This is a genomic window from Flavipsychrobacter stenotrophus (assembly GCF_002954265.1).
Taxonomy (GTDB): domain Bacteria; phylum Bacteroidota; class Bacteroidia; order Chitinophagales; family Chitinophagaceae; genus Flavipsychrobacter; species Flavipsychrobacter stenotrophus.
The window spans coordinates 354,243-373,065 of the sequence record NZ_PPSL01000005.1; the positions used below are offsets into that span (position 1 = coordinate 354,243).

At 43.3% G+C, this 18,823-nt stretch carries 13 protein-coding genes; 6 read left to right on the forward strand and 7 right to left on the reverse strand.

From position 1 onward, the window contains the following. The first annotated feature begins 52 nt into the window (after positions 1–52). The 3 genes from CJD36_RS18200 (at position 53) to CJD36_RS18210 (ending at position 5,096) form a co-directional block, all read left to right on the forward strand. The gene (locus CJD36_RS18200; RefSeq protein ID WP_105040628.1) at positions 53–3,238 is read left to right on the forward strand and encodes an efflux RND transporter permease subunit; all 3,186 of its coding nucleotides are present in this window, start codon (positions 53–55) and stop codon (positions 3,236–3,238) included. Positions 3,239–3,397: 159 nt separating this feature from the next. Continuing rightward, positions 3,398–4,420 (forward strand): DUF3667 domain-containing protein, encoded by a 1,023-nt coding sequence (locus CJD36_RS18205; RefSeq protein WP_105040629.1) that lies wholly within the window; start codon positions 3,398–3,400, stop codon positions 4,418–4,420. Between the two features lie 70 nt (positions 4,421–4,490). Next, complete coding sequence (locus CJD36_RS18210; protein WP_105040630.1) at positions 4,491–5,096, forward strand: DNA-3-methyladenine glycosylase; 606 nt, start codon at positions 4,491–4,493, stop codon at positions 5,094–5,096. 154 nt (positions 5,097–5,250) lie between these two features. Here CJD36_RS18210 and pcaF read toward each other — a convergent pair whose 3' ends face one another. Further along, the gene (gene pcaF, locus CJD36_RS18215) at positions 5,251–6,456 is read right to left on the reverse strand and encodes a 3-oxoadipyl-CoA thiolase (protein ID WP_105040631.1); all 1,206 of its coding nucleotides are present in this window, start codon (positions 6,454–6,456) and stop codon (positions 5,251–5,253) included. A gap of 214 nt (positions 6,457–6,670) precedes the next feature. Here pcaF and CJD36_RS18220 point away from each other — a divergent pair, with 214 nt between their 5' ends. Next, the gene (locus CJD36_RS18220; RefSeq protein ID WP_105040632.1) at positions 6,671–7,660 is read left to right on the forward strand and encodes a PAS domain-containing protein; all 990 of its coding nucleotides are present in this window, start codon (positions 6,671–6,673) and stop codon (positions 7,658–7,660) included. 52 nt (positions 7,661–7,712) lie between these two features. Here the strand turns inward: CJD36_RS18220 and porT are convergent, their stop codons facing one another. After that, positions 7,713–8,414, reverse strand: coding sequence for a type IX secretion/gliding motility protein PorT/SprT (gene porT / locus CJD36_RS18225; RefSeq protein ID WP_105040633.1), 702 nt, complete (start codon positions 8,412–8,414; stop codon positions 7,713–7,715). A gap of 322 nt (positions 8,415–8,736) precedes the next feature. Between porT and CJD36_RS18230 the strand changes: the two genes are divergently transcribed. Then, on the forward strand, positions 8,737–9,819 hold the full coding sequence (locus CJD36_RS18230; protein ID WP_105040634.1) for an acyltransferase family protein: 1,083 nt from the start codon (positions 8,737–8,739) through the stop codon (positions 9,817–9,819). Between the two features lie 87 nt (positions 9,820–9,906). Here CJD36_RS18230 and CJD36_RS18235 read toward each other — a convergent pair whose 3' ends face one another. The 4 genes from CJD36_RS18235 to CJD36_RS18255 form a co-directional block, all read right to left on the reverse strand. Further along, positions 9,907–13,641 carry a DEAD/DEAH box helicase gene (locus CJD36_RS18235; protein ID WP_105040635.1) on the reverse strand — a complete coding sequence of 1,245 codons (3,735 nt, stop codon included), beginning with the start codon at positions 13,639–13,641 and terminating at the stop codon, positions 9,907–9,909. Between the two features lie 275 nt (positions 13,642–13,916). Continuing rightward, the gene (locus CJD36_RS18245; protein ID WP_105040637.1) at positions 13,917–14,957 is read right to left on the reverse strand and encodes a PorP/SprF family type IX secretion system membrane protein; all 1,041 of its coding nucleotides are present in this window, start codon (positions 14,955–14,957) and stop codon (positions 13,917–13,919) included. 93 nt (positions 14,958–15,050) lie between these two features. After that, entirely contained in the window at positions 15,051–15,701 is a 651-nt protein-coding gene (upp, locus tag CJD36_RS18250) for a uracil phosphoribosyltransferase (protein WP_105040638.1), read from the reverse strand. Between the two features lie 135 nt (positions 15,702–15,836). Beyond that, on the reverse strand, positions 15,837–16,925 hold the full coding sequence (locus CJD36_RS18255) for an NAD(P)-dependent alcohol dehydrogenase (RefSeq protein ID WP_105040639.1): 1,089 nt from the start codon (positions 16,923–16,925) through the stop codon (positions 15,837–15,839). A 242-nt stretch (positions 16,926–17,167) separates the two neighbouring features. Here CJD36_RS18255 and CJD36_RS18260 point away from each other — a divergent pair, with 242 nt between their 5' ends. Next, positions 17,168–18,145: a pirin family protein gene (locus tag CJD36_RS18260; RefSeq protein ID WP_105040640.1), complete on the forward strand. Its 978-nt coding sequence runs from the start codon at positions 17,168–17,170 to the stop codon at positions 18,143–18,145. Here CJD36_RS18260 and CJD36_RS18265 read toward each other — a convergent pair whose 3' ends face one another. Continuing rightward, on the reverse strand, positions 18,146–18,814 hold the full coding sequence (locus CJD36_RS18265; RefSeq protein ID WP_105040641.1) for a response regulator: 669 nt from the start codon (positions 18,812–18,814) through the stop codon (positions 18,146–18,148). Between the last annotated feature and the right edge of the window lie 9 nt (positions 18,815–18,823).

Sequence of the window (18,823 nt, forward strand, 5' to 3'; positions counted from 1 at the left end):
ATAAGGAGGTTAAGGCTTAATATAGAATTACTCTTTGAATTGAATATAGATTATGATAGCTGATGTATTTATAAAAAGGCCGGTAACCGCAATAGTCATCTCTCTGGTGCTGCTGATGGTGGGTACAATATGTATCCTGAACCTGCCGGTGGGACAGTACCCCGAAATAACGCCGGCTACAGTGCAGGTAACGGGTCAGTTTACCGGAGCAGATGCACTGACGGTGGAGCAGACAATGGCCACACCAGTAGAGGCGCAGATAAACGGCACGCCGGGGATGAACTACCTGCAAAGCAATAGCACCAGCAATGGTGCCATGACTGTGAATGTGATCTTTGGGATAGGTACTAATATAGATGTGGCAACACTGGATGTACAGAACCGTGTGAGCATTGCTACGCCACAGCTACCCGATGTAGTAAAGCGCCTGGGACTTACGGTAAGAAAAAGAAACCCAAGCATACTGATGCTGGTGGCATTGTACTCTCCAAAGGGATCTCATAACGTAACCTTCGTAGACAACTACACCAACATATTTGTACGCGATGCATTGCTGCGGGTAAAGGGCGTAGGAGATATATTCAGCCGTACCGATGACTTTAGTATGCGTGTATGGCTGAAGCCTGATAAGCTGGCAGAATACGGGCTATCGGCAAGTGATGTGACCAGTGCACTAAGCGAACAGAATGTGCAGGTAGCAGCAGGATCGGTAGGCGTACCGCCACAGCAAAGCACGCAGGTATTTGAGTACAGCCTGATGGTGAATGGCCGACTGAATAAGGTTGCAGATTTTGAAAACATCATCATTAAAACAGTGCCCGGTACCGGCCAGCTGCTCTATCTTAAAGATGTAGCACGTGTGGAGCTAGGCAAATTCGCCTACGCAAGTAATTCATTTGTAGATGGTAAACGTGCATCTTACCTTCTGGTCTACCAGGCACCGGGCAGCAATGCACTGGAAACTGCTGAAGGTGTATACGCCAAGCTGGCAGAAATGAAGAAGACATTTCCCGGCGATATAGATTATAGTGTACCGTTTGAATCTGTGACAGTAGTTAAAGTATCTATGCACGAGGTGGTGCTCACCTTACTTGAAGCACTGGGACTGGTAGCGATAGTGGTATTCCTCTTCCTGCAAAACTGGAGAGCAACGTTGATACCAATACTGGCTATACCTGTGTCTATTATAGGTACGTTCATATTCTTTATACCGCTGGGCTTTACTATCAACACCCTTACCATGTTCGGATTCATACTGGCCATTGGTATAGTGGTGGATGATGCGATAGTAGTAGTGGAGGCTGTGCAGCACTATATGGACCACAAAGACATGTCGGCACGGGAAGCTACCACCCAGGCCATGAAAGATATATCTGGCCCGGTAATAGCCATTGCATTGATACTTGCAGCGGTGTTTGTGCCTGTAGGATTTATACCGGGTATAGTAGGAAGATTGTACCAGCAGTTTGCTGTAACAATTGCTATCTCTGTGATACTATCGGCATTTGTAGCCCTATCACTTACACCGGCATTATGTATACTGTTGCTCAAGAAATCGACAGTTAATAAAGAAGCCCGCGGACTCAACGGACTGTTCTATAAATTCAACAATTGGTTTGAACGATTCTCTGATAGGTATACCAGCGGTGTAAAGCATTCTATAAAGGCATCTAAACTGGTCATCATCATACTGGTGTGCATATGCGCGGGCACTGTGTTACTGTTTAAAGCAAAACCAACAGGCTTCATCCCTACAGAAGATGAGGGACGTATATTTATCACTTACGAATTGCCTGAAGCATCATCAACAGCACGATCGCTGGAAGTAATGCAGAAAGTGATGAAAGCAGTTGGCGAAACACCAGGTGTGGGCCACTACGCGGCATTGGGCGGACTGAATGTGGTGACGTTCTCCACTAAGTCTAACAGCGGCAGTATCTTCTGCCAGTTGAAACCATGGGATGAGCGTACAAAGGCTGATGAGCAAGTACCTAACATCATAGATGTATTGAAACAACGCATTGCTGCCGCAGGTGTGAAGCAAGCCAATGTGGTAGTTATATCACCACCACCCATACCGGGCCTTGGGCAAACAGCGGGATTTGCCATGCAGATACAACAAAGAGAAACACCGGATGATGTGAGAGCATTTGAAAAGGTGGTGAAGAACTTTGTTGCAGAAGTGCAGAAAGATCCGGCCATAGGCAATGCATTCAGCTTCTATGGGGCGCATACGCCAAGTTATAGCCTTACTGTAGACCGGGAGAAGTGTAAGAAAATGGGTGTGTCTATATCAGAAGTATTCAGTGCTATTCAAACATACATGGGTAGTTTCTATGTCAATGACATTAGCCTGTACAGCCGCAACTTCCACGTGATGGTGCAGGCAGATACCAACTACAGGGTGAACATTACTGACCTTGACAAGTACTACGTGAAGAACCAGGCCGGACAGATGTTGCCTATGAGTACATTAGTTACTTATGCGCCAATAGAAACAGCACCGTTGATATCGCACTTTAATATCTTCAGATCGGCAGAGGTAGATGGTACGCCAAAGAAGGGATATAGCAGCGGACAGGCATTGGATGCGCTGAAAAAAGTAGCAGCTAAAACATTACCTAATGGTTATGGCTATGAGTTCTCGGGGCTGAGTTATGAAGAGGAGAAGGCGGGCAATTCGTCGATCTATATCTTTATGCTTTCGATAGTGTTTGTATTCCTGTTCCTTGCCGCATTGTATGAGAGTTGGTCGGTACCGTTCTCTGTGTTATTTGCGGTACCCGTTGGTGCATTCGGAGCTATTCTAACTCTGACATTTGTGCCAAGTCTTACAGATAATGTTTATGCACAAATAGGGTTGATAACGTTGATAGGCCTGTCGGCAAAGAACGCGATCTTGATAGTAGAGTTTGCTAAGGAGCGTGTAGACTCGGGTGAGGAGTTGATACGATCTACGCTTGAGGCCGTGAGGCTTCGTCTGAGACCGATCATCATGACGTCACTGGCATTTATACTGGGTGTTATGCCATTGGTACTTGCTGAGGGAGCAGGTGCAGTAGCAAGACGTACGATAGGCTTTACTGTATTTGGCGGTATGCTCGCAGCTACATCGCTGGCCATCTTTATAGTACCGGTATTGTTTGTGGTGATATGCAGGATATCTTACGGCAAGAAAGCCCTGGAAAGAAAAGAAAAAGGTGAAGGGACTGGAGTAGATGAAGTGATAGTGAATTAGTCAGGTATCGTAACTTTCTTTATAAAGGCACCTGTAGGTGCCTTTATATTTTGGACCAATTATAGCTTACATAAATGCTAAGGGCTATATAGACCACCTTTTTCCGGAAGTTAATAAACAGATGCACTGAAAGTAAAAGGCTTTTACTATTTTTAAGCCATGTCGGGTCATCACCATGCACGAAAAGAAAACATATGCCTCAATTGCGGGGCTACACTATACGGACACTTTTGTCATGTATGTGGCCAGGAGAACAATGAGCCAAGGGAAAATGCGTGGCACATCGTCCGTCACTTTTTTGAGGATATAACCCACTTCGACGGCAAGTTCTTCGACTCGCTGAAGTATGTAATAACCAGGCCGGGCTTTCTTGCCAAAGAATATACCAAGGGGCGCAGGGTATCTTACCTGAACCCTATCCGTATGTACCTGTTGTATTCAGCCATCTTTTTCCTCATTACCTTCAGCTTACTTATGAAGCACGAGCATACTACACCTGAGGTAGCACGCTTTCGCGATAGTATAGAACAGCATAATGAAGGTAAGATGCTTGGCTACAACAAAGCGACAGTGCCCGGCACTGATCAAACGGCCGATTATCTCAGTTTTGGCAGAGTATACCCGCGAGATGGGGCCCGTGTATTCGATTCTATTCAGCGTACACTACCCGATACCTCAGCACGAAAGGTACATGGCATGGAGGATTTCTTTTACAGGAATGTAGCCAAACTATCTACTGCTTATCACAGAGATCCTAACAGGTTTATGGAGCAGCTCAATGAGCAGTTCACACATTCGCTATCCAAGATATTTTTTATCTCACTGCCATTATTCACGCTACTACTCTGGCTCATGTACCTGCGGCGAAAGGAACAGTTCTTTGTTGCCCATGCCGTATTTACGATACATTTCTATTGCATGGTGTTTGTATTCGGTCTGCTGTTGCAGTTGATAAACCAGATCGAAGTTGAAAGCGACGCCATGGTAACCGTACTGCAGGGATTCGGGCTGTCGGTTTTCCTTGGTATGTATGTCTATCTGTATGTGGCCATGTATCGCTTTTACAACCAGGGCTGGTTCAAGACGGCAGTAAAGTGGCTGATACAGTCGATATTTTTCACTGCAGTTTTAGTAGTGGTTACCGTGCTCATGTATATTAAGGCGATGTCCAACCTGGGGTAATAGTGCTATTTGTGCAATTGGCATAACTTTATTGGACACAAAACGATTGAACTATTGAGTCAGCATTCTTATGATCCTTCCACCATCCTTTTACACCCGTACAGATGTAGTTAAAATAGCTAAAGAGCTGTTGGGAAAAGTTATCGTGACCAATATTGGTGGCATAGTAACATCGGGGATGATAGTGGAAACCGAAGCCTATGCAGGTGTACATGACAAGGCATCTCACTCCTATGGCGGAAGGAATACTGAAAGAACGAAGGTGATGTTTATGAATGGTGGTGTTGCTTATGTTTATCTGTGCTATGGCATTCATCACCTGTTCAATGTGATCACTAATGTGGAGGGTACGCCAAGTGGAGTATTGATACGCGCAGTTGAACCACTTGAGGGCGTTGAGTATATGCTGGTGCGCAGAAAGAAGGAAAAATTGACACCTGCACTCACCGCAGGGCCCGGCGCATTGAGTGCCGCATTGGGCATTAATACAGCCCTTACCGGCACATCTTTATCGGGCACAGATATCTTTATTGAGGACAGAGGAATAAAATTGCCCAAAACTGATATTGTGATTGGCACGCGTGTGGGTGTAGCCTATGCTGCTGAAGATGCCATGCTACCCTACCGGTTTTCAATAAAGGGCAATAAGTATGTGAGCAAGGGGAAGGGATTGTAAGGTACTTTATCGGGCCTTACAAAAGCCCTGCCGTTGCATCCGCGATACAATCGCGGACGAGCGTTAAAATATAAATGCCGGACACAAGCCCGGCATTTATTCACCATCTGTATCATTAATTCATTAAGCTATTCAGCCATTGAGCCATTTATTGTTACACTCTTTCAATGATCACCGCATAACCCTGCCCAAGTCCTATGCACATGGTGCACAACGCATAGCGCTTGTTCTGCTTGTGCAGTTCTATCGCGGCTGAATTGATGATACGGGTACCGGACATTCCGAGTGGATGACCGATAGCTATGGCACCACCATTTACATTTACGCGCGCATCATCATCTGCTATGCCCAGGTTGCGGAGCACTGCAAGGCCCTGTGCTGCAAAGGCCTCATTGAGTTCTATGATGTCTATATCGTTTATAGTCAGCCCCGCTCTTTTTAGGGCCAGTTGTGTAGCGCTTACAGGGCCTATACCCATTATGCGTGGCTCTACACCGGTAACACCGCTGCTTACTATTCTGGCTTTGGGTGTTATGCCATATTGCCTTATAGCCTGCTCAGACACTACATACAATGCCGCAGCACCATCATTAAGTCCTGAGGCATTACCGGCAGTAACAGAACCATCTTTTTTGAAGGACGGCTTCAGTTTACCAAGGACCTCAATTGTTGTGGTAGGCTTAATGAATTCATCCACACTGATAACTGTTGGTGCGCCTTTCTTTTGTGCTATTTCTACAGCAACTATTTCTTCTGCCAGTCGGCCCGAGGCCTGTGCTGCAGCAGCCTTCATTTGTGAGCGATATGCAAATGCATCCTGATCAGCACGGCTGATGTTGTACATTTCGGCAAGGTTCTCTGCGGTCATTCCCATGGCGTCTGTACCATACATCTGGTGCATTTTAAGGTTGACGAATCTCCAGCCAAAGCTGCTGTCATACATCTGCGCGTCCTGACCAAAAGCCTGGGTAGTTTTACCAATTACCCATGGGCCACGCGTCATATGCTCCATACCCGCGGCTATGAATACCTCGCCATCTCCGGCTTTTATTGCTCTTGACGCATTGATAACAGCCGACATGCCTGAAGCACATAAGCGGTTAACCGTTTCGCCGGGAACTGTATATGGCAAGCCAGCCAGCAGTAAAGCCATACGGGCCACATTGCGGTTGTCTTCTCCTGCCTGGTTGGCGCAACCCATGATAACGTCATCGATTGCCGATGCCGGAATGTTGGGATTACGTTCCACAAGTTTCTGCAAAACCCATGCACCAAGATCATCTGATCTCATGCCTGATAGCGCTCCCCTGAAATTGCCAATCGGCGTACGTAACCCGTCTGCTATAAATGCTTCTTTCATTATGTTATATCGGTTTGGAAAACAGGCTGTAAAGGTATTATTTTTCCCATAGCCAAATTGAGTTCATTGTTCGGCAAAAACATTAAACATCACTTTCACATCATGTCTTTTTTTATTATTTACTGTTGCATACTGATTATTATCATTTATTTAGCTATTAAGTACCTTACCTTTGCCAGCAGTTTTTTGTAGAATTAGATTCAGTGCACACACAATGGTAGATCATTACAGGAAGGGAGATTATAGTTTTTCGCATTTTGCGGAGAATATTGAGGATTATGCAATTATATTATTGAATGCAGATGGCATTGTAGAAGATTGGAATAAGGGTGCGGAAAATATTAAAGGCTATAACGCAACTGAGATTATAGGCGAAAATTTCAATGTATTCTACACAGCTGAAGACCGTAAAAATAAAGTTCCCGAATACCTGCTTGATCTGGCTAAAAAGAATGGCAAAGTCAAAACTGAAGGGTGGAGAGTAAGAAAAGACAGCACTAAATTCTGGGGAAGTATATCTATTACTGTTACAAAAAATGACCATGAGCAGGTAGATGGGTTTATAAAGATCACCAGAGACCTTTCTGAACGAAAGAAATCGGAAGATCTGCTGAAACAAAAAAATGCTATGCTGCTTGAGGCTGAGCGAGCTGCAAGAATGTGCTCATGGACCTGGGACCTGGAAAGTGACATTTTTGGCTGGTCGGAATCGGCATTTGATATTTTTAACATCAATCTAGACTACAGGCTCAATTACGAGAAGTTCATAAGAGTTATATATAGTGAAGACAGAGCATTTGTCAAACAGACAGTTGGAGACATCTTACGCACTAAGCAGTTTAAAGAGTTTTCTTTCAGAATACTTGCAGCCAATAAAAAAGTGAAGGATGTGACTTGTATTGCCAAGATCACCTTTGACGAAGAAGGCGTACCGTTAAGAGCAATAGGCACACTGCAGGATGTGACAGAGAAGCACAATTACATAAGACATATAGAAGCTAAGAACAGAAAGCTTGAAGAAATAGCCCAGATGCAGTCTCATAGCGTACGCAGCCATATAGCCAATATACTGGGTGTATGCGAGATCTTTGATTTCGATAATGTCAATGAAAATGAAAAGACGGAACTGGTGAAAGAACTGGGAGAAGCAACAAAAAAGCTGGATAATATTACCCGGGATATTGTGATGAAAACCTACGAATAAGGCTATCACCATGCCGCATTGCATACCTCTTCTATAACAGCTACCTAATATTTTAACCTTCCAGATGAATGGAAATAACTATCATGCGGGTAAGCAATGTTTGTATGGCATTGGTAAGAGGTAAGCTATGATCCTGAAATAACTGATTGCGCATCCCCTGGCTAATCTTGATCTCGGGAGAAAAGATAAAAGTATCATTAAAAAACTCAAAGCCAACCCCTACTTCGTATCCATAATCGACCGGGCTTACCTTTAGGAACTCATCTGTTCTTCTTGACCTTGCATTTGCGGCCAGATCATAGTCGAATTTACCACCAATAAGCGCATAGAACCTAAAATTATTGATACGGTCGCTCTTAAATTTCAACTGCAAAGGTAAGTGCATGTATATAGCCTCTATACCCTTGCTGAGTGCGCTATCTTTAGGAATACCGTATTTGTAATCCAACCTTTTTTCTGCAAACGCTAGTGACGGCACAAAACGCAGATCAACAAAATTTGTGAGCTTCAGATTAGCTAACAGGCCAAGGTTAAAACCAGGCTGCCACTTAGGCTGTATACTTTTAAACGTATCGGTAGCGGCAAATGCCTCCGTATAGTTGATCTGGTAAACAGAGTAATTAAGGCCAAAAGTGATGCCGAAGTAGTATTTTTTATCATCATGATCGGGCATACTCATAGCCACCCTCTGGGCCGAAGCCGCAAAAGAAAGCAGTAGTGCAAAAAGTGCTAATAATTTCTTGCCGAAGCTCATGAACCAGTGATTATTTCAAATTAAACGCAAAATACAAACTTAGCGTATGCTAATGCCCTTTAAAAATCAGCACTTTCGGTGAAATAACAAACTTTTACAAAAAATAATACTTAAAGTAGATTTTTTTACTAGCTTTGTTATTCAGAAGTGAATAATATTAGCCAAATAGCTATTGATGATAATTTCCTGACACCCTGAAAACTCAGGATTTAGCCCCCGCTCTTCGGGGGCTTTCTTTTTATTATTGTTATAAAAAGTAGCCCATACTGTCAATCTTAGGCGAGCGCAGTATATTTAATGAAAAATTGTAAAATACCCGTAAATGAAATATGTTAAAGGATTAGATACACTCAGAGCACTCGCTATTTTTTTTGTTATTATGGAGCACTGGGGGCACGGCTATCCAGCTAACAGTATTCCCAATTATCTACTCACTATCTTTCTTGAAAATGGCGCATTTGGAGTAAACCTCTTTTTTGTACTGAGTGGATTTCTTATTACGTCAATATTGCTCAACGAAAAGACAAAGCTTGTAGCCGGGAAACAACTAACTGTCATAAAGAATTTTTTTGTTCGAAGGTCGCTTCGCATATTTCCAATATATTATCTTGTTATTCTTGTATGCTATTTGTTGGGCTATACTTTCGTTCGGGACAATATATTTTATTACGCGACGTACACATCAAATCTACTACCTTATAGAACCGGGAAAGCAAATGTTTTATCGCATACATGGTCACTGTCAGTGGAAGAGCAATTTTACCTCATATGGCCGTGGTTGATCATATTCATTAATTGGAAGTACATCAAATATGTTTTTATAGGTTCAATAGCTTTAGGAATAGTAAGCCGGTTTGTGGTTGTATATGTGTGGCACCACCACTATCCGGTACTTGTATTCAACTGCCTGGACGCGTTTGGTATCGGTGGGGCGTATGCTTATATAAGACTGAAAGAAAACTGGCGTAAAACTTTTGAAAAAAACTTCCTTATAGTTTTCCCACTACTGCTATATGTTGTAATAAAAACTGCTTCATTTAATGGCAATCCACTTAGTGTTACTTATAAATCTGTATTGGATAGTGTGATAGCGCTGGCACTGATCATGTTCACTCTGAAAAATAAATCTGAGTGGATACGCAAATACATAATGGAAAACAAAGTCTTTAATTTTATTGGCAGGATAAGCTACGGCCTCTACTTATACCATTTTACCTTTGGATACGCTGCAGACACGTGGGTGGCTGACTACATGATGAAGCACCCCGACACATCACCATTTATCAACAACGACTATTTCGTTTTCTGTGCGAAACTCGTCATTCTCGTTTCATGCTCATGGCTATCGTTTATAATTATTGAGAAACCTATTCTTACGCTAAAGAAGAAATTCGAATATACATAGTTATTTAAGCTCTTCCCTACATAAAAGCCACTGCCCGTTAGATAGCTAACGGGCAGTGGCTTTATAAATGTATAATGAACACCGCCATCAACTAAATAAGAATGCAATATCGTCTTTGGTTAATCGCTTCATAAATGCGTTATCATCAGACACCAGCTCATTTGCAAGGTTGCGTTTCTGCTCCTGCAGTTGCAGCATCTTTTCCTCCAATGTGTCTTTACAGATCAACCTGTATGCAAAGATATTTTTGGTCTGGCCGATACGGTGAGTACGGTCAATGGCCTGTTGTTCTACTGCGGGGTTCCACCACGGATCTACTATGTATACGTAATCTGCTGCTGTAAGGTTCAAACCAATACCACCGGCCTTCAGTGAAATAAGGAATACCCTGCACTCGTGATTGTTCTGGAATTCATTGATAGCATTCTCACGTTCTGTTGCCGAGCTACTACCGTCGAAGTACACATATGGAATATTTTCCTTTTCCATATTCTCCTTGATCAGGCCCAGCATACCCAGGAACTGGGAGAAAATGAGCACCTTATGATCGCCTACGTTCTCAGTGATCTCGCGAGATAGCTCATCCAGCTTAATAGAATGATTGGCAAATTTTTCTTCGTCGTTCATGATAGCTGGTGAATCGCATATCTGCCTGAGTTTGGTAAGTCCCTGCAAAATGTGCATCTGCGACTTTTCCATACCCTTCTCTTCAATGATGCCCAGTATCTGCGAGCGATAAGTATTGCGGTAGGCGTCATAGATCTTGCGCTGTTCCGGCCCCATCTCACAGTATAGGATCATCTCTGTCTTTTCAGGAAGATCTTTGGCCACCTGCTCTTTAGTGCGGCGCAGGAGGAACGGATAGGTCAACTTACGTAGCTGGCCCTTTACTTCTTCCTCACGGAATTTATCAATTGGTGTAGCAAACTCACTCATAAAGAACTCTCTGCTACCCAGCATACCGGGGTTAAGGAAGTTCATCTGTGCATAAAGGTCGAATGTATTGTTCTGCAAAGGTGTACCACTCAATGCCAACCTATTCTTACAGTTAAGTAACAGGGCAGCCTTGGCTACCTGCGACTGTGGATTTTTGATAGACTGCGACTCATCAAGTACGACGTAGTCAAACTCTATCTCCTTGAACATCTTAATGTCGCTGCGCATCGTACCATAGGTAGTGATGATGACGTCAAAATTTTCGAATGCAGCAATTGACGCCGCACGCTTAGGACCATGGTGTATGGTCTTGGTGAGCGTAGGTGTAAATTTATCTATTTCCTTTTCCCAGTTAAACATAAGCGTAGTAGGACATACTACCAGATATTTAGGATGGTCGTGCGTGTTCTTATAATGCTGGAAGAATGTAAGGGTCTGTACTGTTTTACCAAGACCCATGTCATCGGCAAGGATACCACCCCAGCCGGCTTCATTGAGGAACTTCAGCCACTGGAAACCAGCTAACTGATAAGGACGCAGCACAGCCTGCAAGTGTTCAGGTGGCTTCAATTCACTGTAATCGTTCTCCAATATATTTTCCAGCCTTACCTTCTTTATTTCCAGCTCTTCGAGCAAAGAATTTTCATCGATCTCAGAAAGCAGATCATCTAATACACTGAAGTGATATTTTTTCAATCTCACCTTATTGCCCTTAGTCTCACCAACCTTCAGCAACAGTGTATATTTCTTCAACCAGTCTTCCGGCAGTAACCCTATTGAGCCATCGCCAAGACGAACGAAGTTTTGCTTCTGACCCAATGCACGTTTTACATCAATGATAGATACAGACTGATCGCCAAACTTCAGTTCAACAGAAGCATCGAACCAATCTATACCACTGCTTACCTGCACCGTAGTTTCAGGCTTGTGTGTGTTTACCCTCAGGTTCTTCAACCTGTCGAAACCACGCACATCAATATCCCACTCTTTGGCCTGCTCTGTAAAGCGCATGAACCAGTTGTTAGACAAAACTGCGGTACCCGGCAGGTAATAATAATTTTCTTTTTTATTGAACTGAATATCTGAGTGCAGTGTCTTGAGGCGCTCCAGCATTTCCAGCTCCAACTCTTCATTGCGCTTTACTATTCTTACTATTCCCTTTATTGGTTGTATAACATCACCAAAGAAATCGGGGGCTATCTCTACATTATCATAAGCAAACATAGGCTGCATGATAAAAATATTATCACGCTCCTGAAGATATAATCTTGTATCTGGCTTTACTTTTTCTACGTGTTCTATCAACTCTTCTGAGAAGTGTACATGGACCATTTTGTTCCACACCATTACCTTCTCATTAAGGAAATCATTCCAGTCACCTGCATTTACTGTTATAGCGCCATCGGGCTGAAAAAGCTCCGTAAGCTCTATTTCTTTTAATGTACCCAGGCTGTATATCTTGTTATCATGGATAACAAGCGCAGAGTTCAACTGTTTTACCTCTTTATAAGCAACCGCGTTATTATCAACAATCCATTCAAGATTGATGCTGTATTTCTTACCCTTTTTCTTTATTTCAAGCTGGGGATGTACCAAAGTGTCGGAGAACGAAACCTGCTCCAGGCCTGCCGAAGAAATAGGTTTACCGGCTTTCTTGAGGTATACCAATGGATATGCAGAATAACGATTCAGTAATTTCTGGTACTTAGGTAACAGGTATTCCCATAGTTGCTCGCGTACATCTTGTGGTGGTATGTTATTGAGCAGGTTATCATGCTCTGGCAGGAAATCGCCAAACGGCATGTTTTTACGCGCGTACTTTATGAGTTCTTCACTCATAAACTTGCGCACCACCGGTAGCATTTCTCTTTCATTTTCCCTGTAGCGAAGCGGGTTGATATACTGCTGCAACTCCAGCTTATCTATCTTACCGGTCATCTCCTTTTCTTCCTCATCGGTGGTGCCTGAAATGAGTAGTATATCTACATAAGGGAACTTAGTATGCGAAGTATCCAGCAGCAATCCAAGGCGCTTCTGCTCTACGGCAATGGTTGGTATCTCTACCACCTCCACCTTTACCGGCTGTGCTACTACCGCTACTTTCTTTATGCTCGAATCAAGAACCCTTAAAAATGGCTTGCCATTTTCATAGACCCATGAGAATTTGCCCTTGAGATCATCGTTAAGTGAATAACCGTATTGCTCCAGCAGTTTATTTTTCTGCACATCCCAGTTTTGCATAGCCTGGAAAAACTGCGGACCATTCTTCTTTAAAACCTGAAGGAAGACAGTTGCTTTATGCACACAGAGCGGAAATTTCTTTTCATCACATCCGCAAGAGGTATCAAAATAGCGCTCTTCGTTCTGCTTGATCTTTACATGGAAAATAGCATTACCATCTTCTACTTCCGCTTCAATCTTTTCGTTCTTACCCGATGTTAGATTGGCCTTATTATCAGCAGCCCAGTTTTCAGCGGTATCAATATCATGAGGAGAAGTGAATATCTGTAATACCTGGCGGCTCACCTGCCTCATACGCACTATAGTGTGCTTCTGATCATAGTTCACGTCGGTGTTTTCAAAGAAACCACTTTGTATAATATCATTAAGCTGAAACAGCGCCGCTACTTCGTGGCGGCATATCTCACCCAGATTGTATGGGCACTGGCAACGCACAGATAATTCCTGGTGCTGCAGGTACTTATTGATGGTAACTGTATAGTAGTTCTGGTAAAGATCGTTGCGCACACGAAAGCGCACTTGCTCTATGAGGTGATCCACATCGAGCATTTGTACGCCGGAGGTGTAAAAGATCTTTTTACCTCTACGAATTACTTCTTCAGTACCATGATTGTAAACAAACTTGAGAATTGCAGGTAGAGACATTCAATGATATGCCGGATTGAGAAATGGCAATCTGCAAAAGTACCGAAAAAAGTACCTTCGACCCAAGAAAAATATTAATAAACGCTGTGTTAAATATATTGCTCCACTTATCCGTAACGCTTATCAGACATATGTCTCAGCCAATGCCTCAGCAAAGTATCTCGTATATCCCTTTGTGTACAAGATCAAAATTGCACAATTGCCCATAAAAACAAAGAACCGGTTCCTTTTGTGGAAACCGGCTCTTGAATATTGTCAATGTATTTTGATAACGATTAGTACAGTTTAGGGCAAGACCAGTTGTATGCCGGAGCGCGCTCGTGACGGTTGATCACGCCGAAGTAAAGCAATGATATTTCGTAAGCACCCAATCCCTTTGTAGCAGGAGTGAAAGTAGATACGTTAACGTCGTAGCTTAACCCAATACGCATTTTAGACCATTCTATAGCTATGTAAGGAGCCAATGCATCGTTGTAACGGTACCAGCCACCTAGGTAAAGAACAGTATTACGCTGATAGTCCAGATCGTGACCCGGATTCATAACGAATCCTACCGCCGCACCTAACAGAACTTCTGTAGCTGAAGCCTGACTTTGGTACAACGCACTTGCATACAAAACAGTATTCTCATTCAGATCGAACGAACCACCCAGGTAAGCTGTAGTACGGGCGTGGATCTGGTGATTATCATTCAGGAACGTCTCCACTGGCTGCGTCATGTGGTAATAAGACAAACCAGCATAGGCAGATGCATGTTCAGAAACCTTACCGGTATACATCAGACCACCATTGAAATCGGGATAAGAAAGATCGGCGTTAGTGAAAGTTTCGTGTGTTGTATATGGCGTACCACCCGTAGATGCACTAAACTGATCTTCGAAAGTCAGTTTTGAGAAATCGAGATGCTTCTGAACAAGATACCCCTGCAAACCAAAAGACAAGTGCTGCAATTTATCGCGGCCAAAACCTTTGTGGTAGGCCAAAGAAAGAGCAGCAGTAGTATTTTGCAAACCACCTGTACCCGACTTATCGTACAATACCAACATACCGATACCCAATGCATCGCCTTCCGGTAATTTACCCTTAAGCATAGCCATATCATAAGATACTGTACCTGTTATATATGGAGTCGACGATACCGAAGACCATTGGTTACGATAATTGGCTGCAAAGCGAAAGTCATCGGGTACCAACCCTGTTTGCGCAGGGTTCAGAGTGAGTGGGGAAGTAAAGTATTGCGTAAAATGCACATCCTGCGCCAAAGCACTGCCAGCAAGCATTAACGAAGCACCTAACCCGAGTAGTGATTTTTTCATTTTTGTTAATTTTAATCTAAAGCCAAAATACAGAAGCAAATTAATCCAATTATTCTATCTAAACAAGACATAGACAAAATTCTTTTGGTTGGGTTACGCCTGCCTTTTCTTGCCAAACGATAAATCTCCCGCGTCGCCAAGACCCGGAACGATATATCCTTTTGGTGTTAATTCATCGTCAATTACTGCGGCCCATATATGTGCATTGGGAAATTTAGCGGCAACAGCCTCAACACCAACTGTGCATGCTATTGCTGTAACTATATGAATTTCAGATGGTTGATCGAACTCCAATAATGCTTGTATTGCTAATATAAGCGAAGCGCCGGTTGCCAGCATCGGATCTGCAATGATCAATGGACGCCCTTTAAGTGCAGGGCTGGTAATATACTCCTGCTCTATGCTGAAAGCATCCTCTTTATTGTGTTTGCGATAGGCACCAATAAAACCACAATCTGCCTTATCAAAGAAATTCATCATACCTTGATATAATGGCAATCCCGCACGCAGTATTGTAGCAATTACAGGCTGCGTTTCCAATACCGAACAAGTGGTCTGGGCCATTGGCGTTTGCACCGTTATTTGCTTGTACTTCATTAGTTTACTGATCTCATAGGCTGTCACCTCACCTATGCGCTCCAGGTTGCGGCGAAAGCGCGCCCTGTCGGTTTGCACATCCACATTACGCATATCGCTCACCCATTCTGAGACAAGGGAATTAGAAACGCTCAGATTAGTTATCATACTTATTCTAAATTTCCCGAAAAGTACCGCAAAAAAGTGAAATGTTGATGAGTTTGCTGAAAGTTGACCTGTTTTACCCACAAAAAACAAGCCCGACATCTCTGCCGGACTTGTTGATATGTAGATCGAATTGTATTACTTCAGCGATTGCATGTCTATTATATAACGGAATCTAACCTCTTCATCTTTTATTTTATCGAACGCGTCGTTAATGTCTTCCATGTCGATCAGCTCAACATGGGGAAGAACATTGTTGGCAGCACAGAAATTAAGCACTTCCTGCGTTTCTGCGACACCCCCTATTAGCGACCCACCAATTGACCTGTTCTTCATAGCGACTTCATTGTTATCGGTCTCCTCCTTATATGGGCCTAACAATCCAACTGTTACAAGGCTGCCGTGCACATTGAGTAGCTTCACATATGGATTTACATCAAAAGCATAAGGTATTGTAATTAAAATGAAGTCAAATGTAAGTTCACGTTCCTTCATAGCATCATCGTCGCCTGAGATCAGTACATCATCGGCACCCAAGGCACGTGCCGCTTCGCGTTTTTCTTCCTTTGTAGTAATAGCAGTTACCGAGGCGCCCATTGCCTTTGCAAGCATTACTGCCATATGGCCTAGTCCGCCTATACCTGCTATACCCACCTTGGTGCCCAACTTTACTCCTGCTTTTTTGAGCGGTGAATAAGTAGTTATACCTGCACAGAGTATAGGTGCCGCTGCTTTAATATCAAGCGACGGAGGTATGGATAATACAAAATGTTCCTTGGCAACCAGGTGAGTAGAATAACCTCCGAATGTATTGAATCCTTCCGCCGGCTTCAAATAACCGTTGTAGGTCATAGTAGCACCATGTGGTCCCTGGCAATACTGTTCCTCACCGCTTGTGCAAGGCTTACAATGGTGACAGCTGTCTACCATGCAACCAACCCCAACTATGTCGCCTGTTTTATGATTGGTGACTTCGGGGCCTATTTCAATTATCCTTCCAATGACCTCATGGCCCGGCACACATGGATAAATTGTGTTCTTCCAGTCATTATTCACCTGGTGAATGTCGGAATGGCATACGCCGCAATAAAGCACTTCAATAAGTACCTCATCCCGTTGAGGCTTGGTTCGCTCAATATCCATTGGCTGGAGGGTCTTACCTCCAATAAGAGAGCCTGTTGCTCCGTATCCCTTTGCTATAAAACTGTTGCCGGTAGTTGCATCCATGATTTAAACGTGGTTTGTATTTATGTTGTAAATACAGTGCCAGATTCGCCTGGTGTGCAAATTGCTGCTTTGTGCCACAAATAGTGGGGAGCAGGCAACAATTTTGTACAATGACCTCCACAAGATATTATTCCATGCAGAGGCGAATGAAATAATAAAAACATATACTTGTATTGGTTTTATCACTTTTGCAATAAAAATACATGTACGTACATTTGTTTTAGTATTAAAGACGTAATCTCATGGAAAGGAAAGACTTTATAAAGAAAGGCATACTGGGCACTATCGTTTCGTTTGTAGCCGGTTCATTTGGCAACAAAGTAAATGCTGCCTATAAACTGGTAAACAGCCGCTACCGTGGAGTGGAAGGAGTACTCTCCCCTACCAATACCCATATGGTGGGCAATGGATTTAAGGTGATGAACTTCTTTCCTAACGGTAAAGGTTTTGAAGAGCGCATGAGTCCCTTCTTTCTACTCGACTTTAATGCTGAAGTTAATTTTCCGCCATCAGACATTTCGCAGGGTGTGGGCGTGCATCCACATAGAGGCATTGAGACGATCACTTTCGCATATAAGGGCGGCGTAGAACACCATGATAGCAAGGGCAACCATGGCATAATAGGCAAAGGCAATATACAGTGGATGACCGCTGGCGGTGGTGTGCTACACAAAGAATATCACGAGAAGAACTTCAATAAAAATGGCGGTGCATTCGAGATGGTACAGCTTTGGATAAACCTGCCGAAAGCGCACAAGATGACACCGGCTAAATACCAGAGTATTGCCCATAACAGCAAGCCTAAACACACCCTACCCAACAATATGGGAGTGATACATGTGGTAGCAGGTGAATACAGCGGCGTAAAAGGGATTGCCAGCACTTTCTCCCCTATTCACATGTATGACATGCACCTGAATGATAATGCAGATTTTACATTTACGCTACCAGGAAACTACAACACGGGTATATTGGTAGTAGATGGGTCAATAATAATAAACAACACGGCAGCGCCAGAGAATCATTATGTGCAGCTGAAAAACGAAAATGGTGACATACATATAAAAGCGAATGCCAAAACTACATTGCTCCTGCTAAGTGGCGAGCCATTGAACGAACCATTTGTAGGGTATGGCCCATTTGTAATGAATACCGAAGCAGAGATACACCAGGCTATAGAAGATTATAATCAGGGAAAATTTGGTTTTTTGAAGGATTAGTTAGTCGATCAATCCGAGTTGTATTGCCACCTTTACCAGGGCAGCGGCATTCTTTACGCCCAGCTTCATCATCAGGCTTAGTCTGTGATTATCTACAGTGCGCTTGCTTACAAATAGTTTATCAGCTATTTCCTGGCTGGTGAGGTCGGCAGCTATATACTGCATTACTTCTTTCTCCCTGCGCGAAAGAATCGGATCGGCAGATATTTGCTTCTTTGCCTGAAGTGTATCTCGTATCAACTTGTCTTTAAGCAATGGTTCAATGTAGTGTTCGCCTGCGTAAACTGTTCTTATTGCATCCAGCAATATCTCCTTTCGCGTAGTCTTTAATATGTAGCCGTTTGCCCCTTTGCGTAGCATCGTCTTTATGTAATAGACATTGTCCTGATTGGTAAGCGCCAATATCTTTATAGACGGATATTGGATCAAAATCTGGTCGATAACCTCATCGCCCGTTTGTCCGGGCATCTGTATGTCCAGCAACAGCACATCAGGCTGTATGTATGTAAGCCCATGTAATAATTCCCTTCCATTAGCATAGCTGCCTGCTATCTCAATACCTGTGGCTGGTGTAAGTATATGATGCAAACCATCTATTACCAGCGGATGGTCATCGGCTATGGCAATTTTTATAACTCTACCTATATTCTCGCTAGTTTTCTCTGTCATTGTTTCTTG

Coding starts and splice junctions, on each gene's coding strand:
- CJD36_RS18200 (WP_105040628.1), top strand. CDS start 53: ATGATAGCTGATGTATTTATAAAAAGGCCGGTAACCGCAATAGTCATC.
- CJD36_RS18205 (WP_105040629.1), top strand. CDS start 3,398: ATGTCGGGTCATCACCATGCACGAAAAGAAAACATATGCCTCAATTGC.
- CJD36_RS18210 (WP_105040630.1), top strand. CDS start 4,491: ATGATCCTTCCACCATCCTTTTACACCCGTACAGATGTAGTTAAAATA.
- pcaF (WP_105040631.1), bottom strand. CDS start 6,456: ATGAAAGAAGCATTTATAGCAGACGGGTTACGTACGCCGATTGGCAAT.
- CJD36_RS18220 (WP_105040632.1), top strand. CDS start 6,671: ATGGTAGATCATTACAGGAAGGGAGATTATAGTTTTTCGCATTTTGCG.
- porT (WP_105040633.1), bottom strand. CDS start 8,414: ATGAGCTTCGGCAAGAAATTATTAGCACTTTTTGCACTACTGCTTTCT.
- CJD36_RS18230 (WP_105040634.1), top strand. CDS start 8,737: ATGAAATATGTTAAAGGATTAGATACACTCAGAGCACTCGCTATTTTT.
- CJD36_RS18235 (WP_105040635.1), bottom strand. CDS start 13,641: ATGTCTCTACCTGCAATTCTCAAGTTTGTTTACAATCATGGTACTGAA.
- CJD36_RS18245 (WP_105040637.1), bottom strand. CDS start 14,957: ATGAAAAAATCACTACTCGGGTTAGGTGCTTCGTTAATGCTTGCTGGC.
- upp (WP_105040638.1), bottom strand. CDS start 15,701: ATGATAACTAATCTGAGCGTTTCTAATTCCCTTGTCTCAGAATGGGTG.
- CJD36_RS18255 (WP_105040639.1), bottom strand. CDS start 16,925: ATGGATGCAACTACCGGCAACAGTTTTATAGCAAAGGGATACGGAGCA.
- CJD36_RS18260 (WP_105040640.1), top strand. CDS start 17,168: ATGGAAAGGAAAGACTTTATAAAGAAAGGCATACTGGGCACTATCGTT.
- CJD36_RS18265 (WP_105040641.1), bottom strand. CDS start 18,814: ATGACAGAGAAAACTAGCGAGAATATAGGTAGAGTTATAAAAATTGCC.